This is a genomic window from Nocardia sp. NPDC051911 (genome assembly GCF_040681035.1).
Lineage (GTDB): Bacteria > Actinomycetota > Actinomycetes > Mycobacteriales > Mycobacteriaceae > Nocardia > Nocardia sichangensis.
In genome coordinates this window covers 64,890-82,987 of record NZ_JBFAXY010000032.1, presented here as the reverse complement: position 1 = coordinate 82,987, position 18,098 = coordinate 64,890, and the positions used below count along the sequence as shown (strand labels likewise).

The window sequence follows — 18,098 nt, the reverse complement described above, 5'->3', positions numbered from 1 at the left end:
CGCGTGCCACGCCCGCCCGGCGGTCATCGCGGATCTCCGTCACTGCCTGCCGCCGACCGCGCGAGGATCGGCTCCTTGTCATCGAGTTCGCTCAGCCAGCGCCGTATCTCGGCCGCGACGGCCGAGGTCGCCGCCCCGATGATCGAGAAGTGGTCGGCGTCGAGTTCGACCGTCTCGCCGGTGTGCAGCCAGGCAGGCACCGGCTCGGCGAGGTCGAGCCCCGGCAGCGGTGTCGCGGCCCGCAGGTCGAACGTCGGTGCGGTGATCGACAACGGCCTGCGCTGCTCGAACAGGCGCGCGTATCTCGCCATGGCGACCAAGCCGTGATCACCGATCTCGGTGACCTCGTGGCCGAGGTCGAGTACGGAGCCGATCGCGCTCAGCAGCACCCGGCGGTTCTGTTCCGGGTCGTCGGGTGAATACGTGTCGAGCAGGATCACCGCGGACGGTCCGCGCCCGTCCCGCTCGAGCCGATGCGCCAGCGCATGCGCGATCGCGCCGCCCGCCGAGTAGCCGAGGAGCACGACCGGCCGGTCGTCTCCGCGGTTGCGCACCGCCGCCGCCAAGTGATCCAGCAGCACATCCCACGACTCGGGCAGCGCCTCGCCCGGCTGCGTACCGGGCAGGCGCAGCGCCGCGATCGACCGGTCGCCGCCGAGTTCCCTGGCGAGCCGGGCGAACTGGTGCGGCCCGGTGCCGACCACGAACGACGGAACGCACAGCAGTGTCGCCGCTCCGGCGCCCCTGCTCAGTGGGATCGGCGCCGGATCACCGGACCCTGCCGCAGCGGTGAAAGTGTCGACGAGTTCGGCGCTCTCCAGCAGCATCGGTATCGCGGCGCCGACCCGGCCGCGCCGGTGCGCTGCCAGGACCAGCTCGGTGAGCGCACCCCTCGCCCCGGTTTCCACGGGTATCGCGGGCGCGGCGGCGGGCTCGTCCACGGGCACCATCTCCGCGATCCGGGAACCCAGGTACGCCGCCAGGGCCTCGCCGGTGGGATGGTCGAAGACGAGTGTCGACGGCAGCGCCAGCCCGGTGGCCTTGGCGAGGCGATTGCGGAACTCGATGCCGGCCAGCGAGTCGAATCCCAACTCCGTGAACGGAGCACGCGGATCGACCACGTCGCCGGAAGTGTGGCCGAGACTCGCTGCGATGTGCTCCCGAACGGCGGCGAGTACGACGCCTGCGCGCTCCGCTTCGGCGGTCGCGGCAAGCTGCTGTGCCAGCGAACGCACCCCGCCTGCCCGTCGCGGCGCCGCGGTGACCAGGGAACCGAGCATCCTGGGCAACGCACCCGATGCGGCCAGTGCGTTCAGCACCGCGGAATCGAGACGCACGCCGACACCGGTCGGCTCGCCCGCGGCCAGCACGCTGTCCAGCAACGCCATTCCGTAGTCGTCGTCCAGCGGTATCAGGCCCTCACGGCGCATCCGCGCGATGCCGGTCTCGGTGAGGGTGCTCGTCATGCCACTCTCCGCCCGCCACGGTCCCCACGCGATGGACGTGGCGGGCAATCCCCGGTGGTGCCGGTGCTGGGCGAGCGCGTCGAGGAAGGCGTTCGCCGCCGCGTAGTCGGCCTGGCCCGGGCTGCCGATCGTCCCCGCGAACGAGGAGAAGAGCACGAACATCGACAGTTCGAGATCGGTCGTGGTTTCGTGCAGATACCAGGCCGCGTCGGCCTTCGGCCCCAGCACCGTCGCGAGCCGCGCCGAGGTGAGGTCGGTCAGGAGACCGTCGGCGAGAGCGCCCGCGGTGTGCACGACCGCGGTGATCGGATGTTCCGGCGCCACGGTGGACAGCAGCCGGTCGACGGCCGCCCGATCGCTCACATCACAGGACCGCACGTCCACATGTGCGCCCAGTTCGGTCAGTTCCGCCGCCAGTTCCGCGGCACCCGGCGCGTCCGGGCCGCGCCTGCTCGCCACCAGCACCCGGCGCACACCGTGCTCGACGACCAGGTGCCGGGCCGTGAGCGCACCAAGGCTTCCGGTGCCGCCGGTGATCAGCACCGTGCCGTCGGGATTCGGCCGCGGCGACCGTGTCCGGTCCGCCCCGCTCCGGCTCAACCGCGGCACGTACACCGCACTATCGCGCACGGCCACCTGGGATTCCTCGGCCATGGCCAGCGCGGCCGCGACGGCACGGCGGTATCCCGACCGGTCCGCCACGTCGACCAGCACGATCCGTCCCGGGTTCTCGTGCTGCCCGCTGCGCAGGAGGCCCCACACCGCCGCGCCCGCGAGGTCCACCGGCGCGGCGGGCGTCACGGCGACCGCACCGCGGGTGACCACGACGACGCGATCGTGGCGGGTCAGCAGTCCGGTGACCCGCTCCGCCGTCTCGGCGAGCCGGGTGCGCACCACGCCGGGCACATCGCTGTCCACCGGTGTCTCTTCGACCCGGATCACGGCGACGGAACCTCCGCCGACGCGCACGAACTCGTCGGCGCCGCCGCGCACCCAGTGCTCGTCCGCGTCGAGTCCGGTGTGTTCCGCCACCGGCACCGGGACCCACCGGAGCCGATACGGGTCGTGCCCGGTCGGGGCGGCGCCTGCGGAACGCAGCGTGTCGATCGGAATCGGGCGCATGGTCAACGCCGAGATCCGGAAGATCTGCTCCCCGTGCGGATCGGTGAGCGTCACCGCGATCGGCTGGTTGTCCCGGTCACCGGATCCGGACTCGGCCGCGGTCAGCCGTACCCGCGCCGCGCCCGCGCCCACGGCGTGCAGGTCCACGTTCTCCCACGAGTAGGGCACGTAGATCTCGTCCGGAGCGGGTTCTCCGGTGAGCCCGGTGAACCGGATCGCGTGCAGTGCCGCGTCCAGCAACGCCGGATGCAGCCCGAACCGATCGGCCGCCGAATGCTCTTGTTCCGGCAGGCGCACCTCGGCGAAGACCTCTTCGCCGCGCCGCCACAGTGCGGTCAGTCCCTGGAACAGCGGCCCGTGCCCGTAGCCGCGGTCGGCGAACTCGGTGTACATATCGCTGATATCGACCGGCTGCGCCCCGGCAGGCGGCCAGGTTTCCGTCGTCGGGTTCGCCTCGGCCGACGGCGCTTGCGCGACAAGGGTTCCGGTAGCGTGCCGGATCCAGTCCGCCTGTTCCGGCGCGCCGGAACGACGCGGGCGCGAATACACCGACACCGCACGTGCGCCGGTGTCGTCGGGGCCGTCCGCCAGCACCCGCAATTCGACCGAGCCGTCGGCGGGCACCGCCAGCGGCGCCGTCACGACGAGCTCCGCCAGGCGCGGGTTGCCGGTCATCGCGCCGATGTACAGCGCCAGCTCCGCGAAGGCCGTGCCGGGCAACAGCACCGTCCCGCCGATCATGTGGTCGGCGAGCCACGGATGGCTCGACAGCGACAACCGGCCGGTCGCCACCACACCGTGCGAGTCGGGCAGCCAGACCGCGGCGCCGAGCAGCGGATGGTCGACATCGTCCAGGCCGGAGGACCGCACGTCGGGGGTGTGTTCGATGGCGGTCAGCCAATACCGCTGGTGACGGAATGCATAGGTGGGCAGAGGGATTCGCCGCGACGAGCCGCCCTCCCACAGCGGCCGCCAGTCCACCGTCGTTCCGGCGACGTGCGCACGCGCCAGGAACGTCACGAACTGGCGCGCTTCCGTTCCCACGCGGCGGGCCGCCGGGGCCGTCAACCATCCGCTCCCCGGCTCGTCTCCGATAACGCTGCGGGTCATGGTCGTTAGTACGGCGTCAGGACCGATTTCGAGGAACCGGCGCACGCCGGTGTCGGCCAGCGCCCGGATGCCGGGCGCGAACCGGACGGCCGCGCGGATCTGCCCGACCCAGTACTCCGGGTCGGTGAAGGTCTCCCCCACCGCTCCGGTCACATTCGACACGATCGGCAGCATGGGTTCCCGGTAGGTCAGTTTCTCGGCGACCGCGCGGAAGCCGGCCAGCGCGGGTTCCATGCGCGCGGAGTGGAACGCGTGGCTGACCTGCAGCCGCGTCGTCTTGCGGCCCTGGGCCGCGAGAGTTCGTTCCAGCTCGTCGATCGCGTCCGCGTCGCCGGAGATCACCACCGCGTCCGGGGCGTTCACCGCGGCGATCGACGCGCGGTCACCGAAACCGGCGAGTAGGTGCGCCGCATCGGTTTCGGAGACGGCTACCGCGAGCATGGCCCCGCCTTCCGGCAGCGCCCCCATCAACCGTCCCCGCGCCGCCACCAACGCGCACGCGTCCGGCAACGACCACACTCCCGCCGCATACGCGGCCACCAACTCACCGATCGAATGCCCGATCAGCACGTCCGGGGTGATCCCGAACGACTCGACCAACCGGAACAACGCCACCTCGAACGCGAACAAGGCGGGCTGCGTCCACTCGGTCCGATCCAGCACACCCGACGGATCGGCGAACATCACCTCCCGCAACGACGGCGCGGGATCGCCCACCGAAAGCGAACGCGCCGCGTCGGCCGAGTTCTCGCGCAACCGATCGAATTCGGCGCACACCTCGTCCAACACGTGGGCGAACACGGGGTAGGCCGAGTACAGCTCGGCGCCCATGCCCACGCGCTGCGCGCCCTGTCCGGTGAACAGGAACGCGGTCCTACCCGATCCGGCCGTCCCTTCGACCACGCCGGACCCGGTACCCGCGGCCAATTCCGCCAGTCCCGCCAGCAATTGCTGCCGATCACGGCCGAGCGCGGCGCCACGCCACTCCAGCTGAGCGCGGGTCTCCACCAGCGAGCGTCCGACCGCACGGGCGTCGGCCTCGGGATGCTCGGCCGCCCAGGCGCGCAGCCGTTCCGCTTGCGCCCGCAGACCGGCCTCCGATTTCGCCGACACCACCCACGCGATCACACCGTCCGGATCGCAGCGGTGGTCCCGCACGGCGGGCCGTTCGTCGCGTGCGGGCGCTTCTTCCACGATGACGTGCGCGTTCGTCCCACTGATCCCGAACGACGACACCCCCGCCCGCCGTACCCGCTGCCCCGCGGGCCAGGGCTCCGCTTCGGTCAGCAACCGCACCGACCCCGCCGACCAATCCACGTGCGGCGAGGGAGCGTCCACGTGCAGCGTCCTCGGCAGCATCTCGTGCCGCAGGGCCTGCACCATCTTGATCACGCCGCCCACGCCCGAGGCCGCCACCGAATGGCCGATATTCGACTTCAACGAACCGATCCGCACGGGTTCGGTCCGCCCTTGCCCGTAGGTCGCGATCAGCGCCTGCGCTTCGATCGGATCGCCCAGCGGAGTTCCCGTGCCGTGTGCCTCCACCGCGTCGACGTCGACCGGCTCCAAGCCCGCCGCCGCAAGTGCCGACGCGATCACCCGCTCCTGCGAGGGACCGTTCGGCGCGGTCAGGCCGTTGGACGCACCGTCCGAATTCACCGCCGACCCCCGGATCACCGCCAGCACCTCGTGGCCCGATCGCTGAGCGTCCGAAAGCCGTTGCAGGGCGAGCACGCCGACCCCTTCCGACCAGCCGACGCCGTCCGCGCCCGCGGCGAACGACTTGCACCGCCCGTCGGGCGCGAGCCCCCGCTGCCGCGCGAAGTCCACGTACAGCTCCGGGCTGCCCGACACCGTCACACCGCCGGCCAGCGCCAGCGACGTTTCCCCGTTTCGCAGCGCCTGGCAGGCCAAGTGCAGCGCCACCAATGAGGAGGAGCACGCCGTGTCCACCGTCATGGCCGGACCCTGCAGACCCAGGACATAGGCCACTCGTCCCGAGGTGACGCTGTCGGAGTTCCCGGTCATCCGGAATCCCTCGTACGCGCCGACCACCCGCTCGGAATAGCCGGACGGGGTAGCCCCGACGAACACTCCGGTATCGCTGCCGCGCAGCGCGGTCGGATCGATACCGGCGTCTTCCAACGCCTCCCAGGCGGCTTCCAGCATCAGCCGCTGCTGTGGATCCATGGCCGTCGCTTCCCGGGGGCCGATCCCGAAGAAAGCGGCGTCGAACCCGCCCGCGTCGGTGAGGAAGCCACCCTCGCGCACGTAGGTGGTGCCTGGTTCGTCCGGGTCCGGGTGATACAGCCGATCGAGGTCCCAGCCCCGGTCCGTGGGGAACGGCGTGATCGCGTCGGTACCCGAGACCAGTAGCTGCCACAGCTGCTCGGCGGAACTCACGCCGCCGGGATAACGGCAGCTCATGCCGACGATCGCGATCGGCTCGTCCGTGCGAGTCCGCGACGTCACCCGCACCGGACGTGGTCGCGCGGCCGGAGCGTCACCGAGCCTGGAGACGAGGAAACCCGCCACCGCACGGGAACTCGGATGGTCGAATACCAGGGTCGAGGGCAGCGACAGCCCGGTGGCCTCGGCGAGCCGGTTGCGGAATTCCACACCGGCCAGCGAGTCGAAACCCAACTCCGTGAACGCGGTATCGGGGTCGATCGCCTCCGCGGTGGCGTGCCCGAGCACGGCCGCCGCCTGCTCCCTGGTCACGGCGAGGGCCACCTCGGCACGGTCGGCGGGCGCGGCCGACGCCAGCCGCCCGACCGGATCCCCACCGGCGCGAGCGGTCCGCGCGGACGAGGGCGCCAGCGCACTCAGCAGTTTCGGGAGCGCTCCCGCCTCGGCCTGCTCCGCCAGTCCCGATCGATCGAATTCCGCACCGACCACCAGCGCCGAGCCCGCGGTGAGCGCGGCGTCGAAGAGGGACAGTCCCGTCGTATCGCCGAGCGGCCGGAAACCCAAGCGCCGCAACCGTTCCAACCCCGAAGTACCGAGGTCGCCGGTCATTCCCGTGCCCGCGTTCCACGGCCCCCAGGCCACCGACACCGCGGGCAGGCCCGCGGCACCGCGCAGCCGGACCACCGCGTCGGCGAACGAGTTCGCCGACGCGTAGTTGCCCTGGCCCGGCGAGCCCGCCAGCCCCGCGAGCGACGAGAACACCACGAACGCCGAAAGATCCGCGTCCCGCGTCGCCTCGTGCAGCAGCCAGGTGCCATCCACCTTCGGGCGCAGCACCCGATCCACTTGCTCCGTGGTCAGGGTCTCGACGGTGCCGTCGTCCACCACCCCGGCGGCATGCACGATGCCGGACAACGGGAACCGCTCCGGCACCGACGCCAGTATCGCGGTGAGCGCGTCGCGATCGGCGATGTCACACGACTCGACATCCACTCGCGCGCCCAGCGCCGACAAATCCGCGAGGAGTTCCGGGACCCCGGCGGCATCGCGACCGCGTCGCGAGACCAGCAAGAGCCGCCGAACTCCGTGCTCGGTCACCAGATGTCGCGCGATCAGCGCGCCCAGCCCGCTGGTGCCGCCGGTCACCAGCACCGTACCCGTCCCGAACGACATCGCCCCCGGGGCCGGTGCGGCCGCGATCCGGCGCACCCGTGGCGCCGACAACCGGCCGTCGCGCACCGCGACCTGTGGTTCGTCCGCGGCCAGCGCCGCAGCCACCACTCCGGCATCGATCTCGCCGTCCCGATCGAGCAGCACGATCCGGCCCGGATGCTCCGCCTGAACGCTGCGCAACAGGCCCGCGACGGCAGCGGCCGCCGGGTCGGGCGACTCGCCCGGCAATCCGAGCGCGTTCCGCGTCACCACGATCAGCCGCGCCCGGTCGTACCGCGTGTCGGTCAGCCACGACCGCGTCAGTTCCAGTGTCCGCGTGACCCATTGCCTGCCCGCTCGCGCCGGGTCCGCGCCCGCTTCCGCGGTCTCGGCCACCCAGACGATCGTTGCCGCGTCCTCATCGGCGTCGACCGATTCGCTCAGGTCGGTGACGCGCAGGTCGATTCCGGCCACGCTTCCCGCACCGAGCACCGCCATCGATCCCGTCGGCTCGGCGGTGCCGGCGGACACCGGCACCCACTCCAGACCGTGCAGCGGCACCGGCGCCGTATTCGACCGGACCCGCTCCACCGTGCGCCGCTCCACCGGATGCACCACGACGGATTCCGTGCCCAATACCGGTGCGCCGGTCTCGTCCACCACATCCATCCGGATCCGGTAGCCGCCCGACAGCACCGCGCGGACCCGGACCGGCCCGGAACCGGACCGGGCCAGCCGCAGGCCCCCGACCGTGACCGGCAGCGGAACCCGCCCGGCGGGCAGCTCGTCCATGACGAAGTCGAGCGCGGGGTGCAGACACGCGTCGAACAACGCCGGATGAATGCCGTAACCCGACGCCGCGGCGGCGGTGGCGTCGTCCAGCGCTACCTCGGCGAACACCTCGTCGCCGCGCCGCCACACCGCGCGCATCCCACGGAAGGTGGGACCGTATTCCATTCCCAGGCGCGCGATCCGCCGATAGATCGCCTCGTCGTCGAGTTGTTCCGCGCCCGCGGGCGGCCAAATTCGGTCCCAGCCGGTGGCGAGTTCGGGGCCGTGGTCGGCGGCGAGCACGCCACCCGCATGGGGAATCCACGCCTCGGCGTCGTCGAGGTCCGCGGTGCGGGAGTACAGGGTGAAGCTCCGCCGCCCGTCCGCTTCGGCCGCACCGACCGACACCTGCACGTCGACGGCGCGCTCACCGAGGGCCAGTGGGATGTCCAGCCGCATCTCCTCGACCGAGCGCATCCCGAGCCGATCGCCGATCGCCGACATCAGTTCCAGATACGTCGTCGCCGGTACCACCGGCGTACCGAACACCACATGATCGGCGATCCACGGCTGCCTGCCATTCGACAGCTGCCCGGTGAACAGCCATTCGTCCTTGCCCGCCACCGGCACCGCGTCCAGCAGGATCGGATGGTCGACGGCGCCCGCCGCGACCGGCCGGACCACGTCCAGCCAATAGCGCCGACGCTGAAAGGCATAGGTGGGCAGTGGAATACGCTCCGGTGACCGCCCCTCCGACAAGGGCTCCCAGTTCACCTCGACACCGGCGTTGCAGGCATGCCCGAGGAAGCCGAGGAACTGGGTGACCTCGTCGACGCCGCGCCTGCTCGCCGCCGCCACGACGGACCGGGACCCGACCTCGTCGGGCAGGCACTGACGGGTCATCGCCGTCAGCACCGCATCGGGGCCGACCTCGAAGAACTTCCGGACACCGAGATCCACCAGCGCGTCGACCCCCGGGGCGTAGCGCACGGTGTCGCGGACATGACCGGCCCAGTACAGCGAATCCGAAAGCGCTTCGCCCCCCACGACGCCGAACACGTTCGACACCACCGGCAGCAGCGGGCTCCGGTAGTCGAGACCGGCGGCCATCGCCTCGAATTCCGGCAGCATCGGTTCCATCGACGCCGAGTGGAACGCGTGGCTGACCCGCAACCGTGACGTCTTGATCCCGTCCGCCGTCAGCATGGATTCCAGCTCGGCGACGGCACCTTCGGTACCGGAGATCACGATCGCGGAGGGTCCGTTCACCGCCGCGATCGACAGTTCGCCGCGGAATCCGGCGATGAGCTCGGTCCCTCGCTCCGGCGGGACGGCCGCGGCCAGCATCGCGCCGCCTTCGGGCAGCGCGCCCATCAACCGCCCCCGCGCCGCCACCAGCGCGCACGCGTCGGCGGTCGACCACATCCCCGAGACGTACGCCGCGACCAGTTCGCCGATCGAATGCCCGATCAGCACGTCCGGCGTGATCCCGAAGGACTCGATCAACCGCACCATCGCCGCCTCGTAGGCGAACAACGCGGGCTGGGTGTACTCCGTGCGGTGCAGGAGTTCCGCACCCGCGGCACCGAAGACGATGTCCCGCAACGACATTCCAGGCTCGGGTAATTCGAGCAGACCGTCGAATTCGGCGCACAGCTCGTCGAACGCCGCCGCGAAGACCGGGAAAGTCGCGTAAAGCCGAGCGCCCATGCCGACTCGCTGCGCCCCCTGCCCGGTGAACAGGAACGCGATCTTCCCGCCGACGGGGCCGCCCTCGGCCACTCCCGGCGACCTCGCACCGGTCGCCAGATCCGCCAGCCCGGCCAGCACGGCCGCGCGGTCGCCCGCGACCACCGCTGCGCGCCGATCGAATCGGGCCCGCGTCGTGAGCAGCGAATGGGCCACGTCCACCGGGTCGGCGTCGGGCCTGGCCGCGAGCCACTCGCGCAACCGAGCAGCCTGCGCCCGCAGCCCCGCCTCGGTCTTCGCCGACAGCAGCAGCGGCATTCCCGGCGAAGCGTCCGCCGGTTTCGTCACCGCCGCGCGCTGCGGGGCTCCCGGCGCTTCCTCCACGATGACGTGCGCGTTGGTTCCGCTGATCCCGAACGCGGACACTCCCGCCCGGCGCACCCGCTCGACCGAGGCCGACCACGGCCGCTGTTCGGTCAGCAACCGCACGGCCCCCGCCGACCAGTCCACGTGCGGCGACGGAGCGTCCACGTGCAGCGTCTTCGGCAGCATCTCGTGCCGCAACGCCTGCACCATCTTGATCACGCCACCGATCCCCGCGGCGGCCTGGGCGTGCCCGATATTCGACTTCAGCGAACCGACCCACAGCGGCTCGGTCCGGCCCTGCCCGTAGGTCGCCATCAACGCCTGCGCTTCGATCGGGTCGCCCAGCGGTGTGCCCGTGCCGTGCGCCTCCACCGCGTCCACGTCCTCGGGGGCCAGTCCCGCGGTGGCCAGCGCCGCCGCGATCACCCGTTCCTGCGACGGACCGTTCGGCGCGGTCAGCCCGTTGGACGCACCGTCCTGGTTCACCGCCGAACCCCGGATCACCGCGAGCACGTCGTGACCGAGCCTGCGCGCGTCCGACAGCCGCTCGAGCACCAGCACACCGACGCCTTCGGCCCAGCCGACACCATCGGCGGAGGCCGAGAAGGCTTTGCACCGCCCGTCCCGGGAAAGACCGCGTTGCCGGGAGAACTCGACGAACATGAACGGCGTCGACATCACCTGGGCGCCACTGGCCAGCACCAGCGAACTCTCCCCTTGGCGCAGCGCCTGACAGGCCAGGTGGATGGCCACCAGCGAGGAGGAGCAGGCGGTGTCGATCGTGACCGCCGGACCCTCGAATCCGAAGGTGTATGCCACGCGACCGGAGAGCACGCTACTGGTGGAACCGGTACCGATATAGCCTTCGGCGACCGCACCCGCGGCCTTGGCGATCTCTTCGTAGTCCTGATAGGAGACCCCGGTGAACACGCCGGTGTCACTGCCGCGCAGTGCCGACGGATCGATACCGGCGTGCTCCAGCGCTTCCCACGACGCCTCCAGCAGCAACCGCTGCTGCGGATCCATCGCCGCCGCCTCGCGCGGACCGATTCCGAAGAAGCCCGCGTCGAAATCGGCCATGCCGGAGAGGAATCCACCTCGGTCCAGGTAGGAGGTTCCCGGGTGGTCGGGGTCGGGATCGAACAGCCGATCCAGATCCCACCCGCGATCGACGGGGAACGAGCCGATCGCGTCCGCACCGGCGGCCACCAGGTCCCACAGTCCATCCGGCGATTCGATACCGCCCGGGTACCGGCAGCTCATCCCGACGATCGCGATCGGCTCGTCGGCACGGATCCGGCGCGTCACCCGCGCGGGCCGCCCGGCGTCGGTTTCGGTCGCCTCGCCCACCCGCGAGCGCACGAAGGCCGCCACCGCCGCGGCGGTGGGGTGATCGAACACCAGCGTCGAGGGCAGTTGCACGCCGGTCGTCTTGGCGAGGCGATTGCGGAACTCCACACCGGCGAGCGAATCGAAGCCCAGTTCGGTGAACGGCGCCGTCGGATCGATGGCGTCGCCGGAGATATGGCCGAGCACACCGGCGACCTGTTCGCGGACGACGTCGAGCACGATCGCCGCACGCTCCTGCGCGGGCGCGGCGGTCAGCCGCCGCGCCAACGTCCCACTCGTCTCGGCGGCCCGCCGCACCGGCACCGTGACGATCGACTGCAGCAGTCGCGGCAGCGACCCTTCCCTGGCCTGCACCGCCAGTGCCTCGGTGTCGAACTCCGTCGCGATCACGACCGGCGACGACGCGGCGACGGCGCGATCGAACAGCGTCAAGCCATACGCCGTTTCCAACGGCCGCACGCCGAGGCGACCCATCCGCGCCATCGCCGCGCCGCCCAGCCCACTGGTCATGCCGATGCTCTGGTTCCACGATCCCCAGGCGATCGATACCGCGGGCAGCCCCGCCGCCCGCCGTCCTACTGCCAGCGCGTCCAGGAACGCGTTCGCCGCCGCGTAATTCCCTTGGCCGGACGCGCCGACCACACCCGCGACCGAGGAGAACAGCACGAAGGCGGCCAGTCCCAGGCCGCCGGTCAGTTCGTGCAGATGCCAGGCGGCGTCGGCCTTCGACGCCAGCACCCGGTCGAGCTGTTCGGCGGTCAGGGTCTCGATGGTGGCGTCATCGAGCACGCCCGCGGAATGGATCACCGCGCTGGGCGCGAACTCGTCCGACAGATCCGCCAGCAGCGCCGCCACTTCGGCCCGGTCGCCCACATCGCAGGCCGCCACCCGCACCCGCGCGCCCGCGGCGGTCAGCTCGCTCACCAGATCGGCCACCCCGTCGGCCTGTTCACCACGGCGCGACACCAGCACCAGCCGCCGCACGCCGTGGGTGGCGACGACATGACGCGCCACCTCGGCTCCAAGTCCGCTGGTGCCACCGGTGATCAGCACCGCACCCGCACCGAGACCGTTGCCGTCCGCCGCCGCGTGCTGCCTGCGCAGCCGCGGGACGCGCAGTTCTCCGCCGCGCACGACCAGCTGCGGTTCCTCCGACCGCACCGCCGCGGCGATCACTTCGGTCGTGAGGTCGTCCTCGGGTGCGGCGTCGAGGAGAACGAACCGGCCGGGGTGTTCGGCCTGGGCGCTGCGCACCAGACCGCACACCGCGGCCCCGGCCGGGTCAGGGTTCTCGCCCGGCAGGCCCGCGGCACCCCGCGTCAGGATCACCAGCCGCGAATCGTGCCATCGTTCCTCGGCCTGCCATTCCCGTATCAACTCCAGCGCCGCCCGCAGCCAGGTGCGCGTCCGCGCGGTCACGCCGCCATCGGCCGGTCCGTCCGGCGACCACACGACGATCTCCGGCGGCGCCTGGTCGCCGAGCAGATCGGCCGGTGCCGTCCCGCGGCGATCGGCACCCGCGACACTCGCCTCCCCGAGCAGTGCGATCGTGCCCGACGCGCCGCCCGCGACGGCGGCCGCCTGCACCCATTCGATGTCCGACAGGGACGCACGGCGTCCAGCTCCACGGTCGAGTGCCTTGGCATCCACCGGGCGAGCCGTCAGCGCTTCGACGCTCAGCACGGGCGCACCGGTGTCGTCGAAGGCGGCTACCCGGATGCGTCCGGCCCCCACCCGTTCCAGACGCACCCGAAGCGCCGTCGCCCCGGCGCGATACAGCCGGACCCCACCGAACGAGAACGGCAAAGGCAGCCTGCCCGCGGGCATGTCGTCGGCCAGTTCGGTGATCGCGGTGTGGAAGGCGGCGTCCAGCAGGGCGGGATGGATGCCGAAGGCCGGTCCCTGAGCATCGGGCTCGGTAGCGAGCGACACCTCGGCGAGCAGGTCGTCGCCGTCGCGCCGAGCCGAGGTGACGCCTTGGAACAGCGGACCGTAGCCGAAGCCGAGCCGCGCCAACCGGTCGTAGAGTCCGTCGACCGGCACCGGTTCGGCCCCGCTCGACGGCCATCGCCCGTCCTCCGGCGCGGCGCGCCATCCCGATTCGACCCAGGCGGGCACACTCTCCGCGGCGGCGACGAGGACACCGTTGGCGTGTGAAATCCACTCGCTCGCTTCGGTTTCTCCGGGCACCACCGCACGCGAATAGATCGCGAACCGGCGCGCGCCCGCGTCGTCGGCGGGTTCGACGGTCAGCTGCACGTCGATCGCGACGTCGTCGGTCAGCGACAGCGGCGCTTCCAGCAGCAGTTCCTCGACGAACCCGGCACCGAGCCGGGCCCCCGCGGTCAGCGCCAGTTCCACGAACGCGGCGCCGGGCAGCAGCGCCGACCCGAAAACGGCGTGCTCGGCCAGCCACGGGTGCGTCCGCAACGACAGCCGACCGGTGAACAGCCATTCGTCCCGACCGGCCAACGGCACGGCGCCGGTAAGCATCGGATGATCCGATGACTCGAGTGACGCCTCGATCGCGAGCGGCTCCAACCAGTACCGCTGCCGCTGGAACGCGTACGTCGGCAACGACACACGTTCTGGTGTCCGCCCGCTGAAAAGGGGGCGCCAGTTCACCTCGACACCGGCGGTGTGGGCTTGCGCGAGCATGGTGATGTACTGCGTCACCTCGTCGCCCGAACGGCGCGACGCGGCCGTCACCATCGACTCGGCTTCGATCCGCGGGTGTTCGGCCAGGCAGCGACGTGTCGTCGCGGCCAGCACCGCGTCCGGGCCGACTTCGACGAAGCGGCGGACCCCGGCGGCCACGAGAGCGTCCACGCCCGGCGCGAACCGCACGCAACCGCGTAGCTGCTCGACCCAGTAACCCGGGTCGGTGAATTCGGCCCCGGCGAGCGCCCCGGAGACATTCGACACCACCGCGATCGTGGGCATCCGGTACGTCAGCCGCTGTGCGAGCTCGCGGAATTCCGCGAGCATGGGATCCATTCGCGCGGAATGGAACGCATGGCTGACCCGCAGCCGCGAGACCGTGACCCCCGCATCGGACAGCTGCCGCTCGACCGCGCCGACGGCGTCCGCGTCGCCGGAGAACACCACCGACGACGGACCGTTCACCGCCGCCACCGACAGTCGACCCTCGTGCGCAGCCGTGATCTCGACGGCCCGCTGCTCGGTGACCGCCGCAGCGAGCATGGCGCCGCCTTCGGGCAACGCCCCCATCAACCGCCCACGCGCCGCCACCAACGCGCACGCATCCGCCGTCGACCACACACCCGCCACATACGCCGCCACCAGCTCACCGATCGAATGACCGATCAGCACATCGGGAGTGAGGCCGAACGACTCGACGAGCCGGAACAACGCCACCTCGAACGCGAACAGCGCGGGCTGCGTGAACTCGGTGCGGTGCAGCAAATCCGCACTCGCGGCGCCGAAGACGACGTCCTGCAGCGAGACGCCCGGCCCGAGCAAGCGATCGAATTCGGCGCACAACTCGTCGAACGCCGCGGCGAACACCGGAAACGCCGCATACAACCCTGCCCCCATGCCCACCCGCTGCGCACCCTGACCGGTGAACAGGAAGGCCGTCTTCCCCGATCCGGCCACACCTTCGAGCGCACCGGCGGACGTACCGGCCGCCAACTCCGCCAACCCGGACAGCAACTGGTCACGATCGCTACCGGCCACCGCGGCGCGCCGATTCCATTGCGCCCTGGTTCCGATCAGCGCGGACGCCACGCTCCACAGGTCGGCGTCCGGGTGTTCGAGCAGCCACGCGTGCAGCCGCGCCGCCTGGGCGCGGAGCGCGTCATCGGTCTTCGCCGACACCAGCAACGGAACGACGGTTGCCGCGCACGCCGGACCGGCTTCGGTATCGGCGGACTCGCCGTCGGACCCGGCGACCGGCGCGGGCGCTTCCTCCACGATCACATGCGCGTTCGTGCCGCTGATCCCGAACGACGACACACCCGCACGGCGCACCCGCTGCGCCGACGCGGGCCATGCTTCCGCCTCGGTCAGCAGCCGCACCGCCCCCGCCGACCAATCCACGTGCGGCGACGGCGCATCCACGTGCAGCGTCTTCGGCAACACTCCGTGGCGCAGCGCCTGCACCATCTTGATCACACCGCCGACACCCGCCGCCGCCTGCGCATGACCGATGTTCGATTTCAGGGAACCGATTCGCAGCGGCTCGTCCCGCTGCTGTCCGTACGCGGCGATCAGGGCCTGCGCCTCGATCGGATCTCCCAGCGACGTGCCCGTACCGTGCGCTTCGACCGCGTCCACATCAGTGGGCGTCAGCCCCGCCGCGGCCAGCGCCGAGGCGATCACCCGCTCCTGTGACGGACCGTTCGGCGCGGTCAAACCATTGCTCGCGCCATCCTGATTCACCGCCGAGCCCCTGATCACGGCGAGCACCTCGTGCCCCGAGCGCCGCGCATCCGACAGGCGCTCCAGCACCAGCACGCCCACGCCTTCGCCCCAGCCCACCCCATCGGCCGCCGCCGAGAACGCCTTACATCGACCGTCCCGCGACAGACCTCGCTGCCGGGAGAACTCGACGAACAGGAACGGTGTCGACATCACCGTGACGCCGCCCGCCAGCACGAGCGACGCCTCTCCGCGCCGCAGCGCCTGGCAGGCCAGGTGGATGGCCACCAGCGACGACGAACACGCCGTGTCCACCGACACGGCAGGGCCTTCCAGGCCCAACGTATAGGCCACCCGGCCCGAGACCACACTGCCCGTCGAACCGATACCCGCGTAGCCCTCCGCGATCGGTCCGGCGGCCCTGGCGGTGTGCTCGTAGTCCTCGTACATGACACCGGCGAACACGCCGGTATCGCTGCCGCGCAGCGAGGTCGGGGCGATACCGGCGTTCTCCAGGGCCTCCCAGGAAGCCTCCAGCAGCAGCCGCTGCTGCGGGTCGGTCGCCGCCGCCTCCCGGGGGCCGATGCCGAAGAATCCCGCGTCGAAGTCGCCCGCGCCGCGCAGGAAGCCGCCCTCCCGCGTGTACACCTTGCCGAAGCGGTCCGGATCCGGGTCGTACAGCCCCTCGACGTCCCAGCCCCGGTCCGCCGGGAACCCGCCCACCGCGTCCACTTCCGCCGCGACCAGCTCCCACAGCTGCTCCGGCGATTCGACGCCGCCCGGATAGCGGCAGCTCATGCCGACGATCGCGATCGGCTCGTCGATCTTCTCCCGCAACTGGGTCAGATCGTCGCGAGTCGTCATGAGCTCGACGGTGACCTTCTTCAGGTACTCCAACATGCGGTCGGACGATTCACCAGCGCTCGAGTCCACGTTTCACATCCCGGGTATCGCAGGGTCGACGAAGAAACCCGGCGTCGCGAGCAGCGGCGCGGGTCGGCGAGAACTACCGAGTAGTTCGATCAGGTATCGGTGACGAAGCAGCCGGTCGAGGTACCCGCGAGCGGGGTGGCTCGCCCGTGCTCGCCGGCCCGACCGTGTTTTTCGGCAGGAGAATGTTTCTCGGCGGTTACCGAGATGGACATCTCGAGGCCACCTTCACTGACGGTAAACCCGACACCATAGAGCACTTCATATACCACGATTCTTTATTCGCGGCGAACACTCTGTTTCCCATTGCTGAGAAGACGAACTCATGGCACACGCACAATCTTTCTTCGGCAGAGCAAAGCGACAGGACGACCGTCCAGTCGCGTGCTGAGCGTTAGCCTGCCAGCCGTTCCAGTTTCCCGCAAGTGATACGCGGACCTGCCCTGTTTCAAGATCGAACATGGACCCGCCGGGCCACCACAGGCGAATCGAGCCTCCCGCCGACGCACGGAACGAGGAGAGGGCGAATGCCCGGCAGCAGGCCGCTCGCATCGATGTCGTGTGCGAATGCCGCGAGTGCGCACCGCTCGACTCGATGGGCAAACCACCGCCGAGACATCCGACGTCGCTGCGGTTCCCGAGCGCCGACCCGGCACGCGCCGGAGCGAAGCATGCGGTCCGCCTACGTACCATCCGGCAAAGGGGCGTAACAACCTCGTTGCTGGCTACCCATACCGAAAACAACTCCGAAAGAGGATATTGCCGTTTTCGGCCCGCCCGAATATTTCCTGTGAATTCATCAAGTGGGCAGATACCACAAGGCCACCTGGAGGCGCCGGAAGAGGAACGCAGGTCCGAACCGGATCAGAATACCCGCATTTCACGATCACTCGCCTACGACACGAATACTTGGAACACGCCCCACCCGCCGCTCGATACCCGAGCCATTTCGTTGAGTCGACATTCCACGCCACGGCAATGCGGTTTTGTTCACCTGAACAAAACTAATTCGAGCCGGTCGTATCGATACGCCCCGATGCCCACCGAGCGGGGGTGCGAGGGTCCGCTCGGTGGGCACACCGCCGCGCGCCGGGGACGTGCGCGCCGGACAGAGGCGGGTTGCGAGATCCCGTCCGGCGAGCGCAACGCGTGGCGGTCGGTGCTTCCGTCGAGCCCTCGGGCGAAGTCAGGGCACGAGCCACGCGCTCGACGGAAACAGGTCATTCGATGGCCGTTCACGCCGATCGACGGCACCGAAGCCGGATCAACGCTAGAACCGGCGAACACGACCCGCCCACCCGCCACGGCCGGGTCTGGAGACCTCACGACCGTACTCGACGCGGCTAGGGA

1 protein-coding gene is annotated in these 18,098 nt (G+C 70.8%); it reads right to left on the bottom strand.

Annotated features, from left to right (window positions below; genetic code table 11):
• Positions 1-23: 23 nt before the first annotated feature.
• Positions 24-16,718 carry a type I polyketide synthase gene (locus AB0L97_RS30765; RefSeq protein ID WP_364436323.1) on the bottom strand — a complete coding sequence of 5,565 codons (16,695 nt, stop codon included), beginning with the start codon at positions 16,716-16,718 and terminating at the stop codon, positions 24-26.
• Positions 16,719-18,098: the final 1,380 nt, after the last annotated feature.

Excerpts from the sequence above, each read along its gene's own strand:
- AB0L97_RS30765 (WP_364436323.1), bottom strand. The coding sequence starts at position 16,718 with ATGTTGGAGTACCTGAAGAAGGTCACCGTCGAGCTCATGACGACTCGC.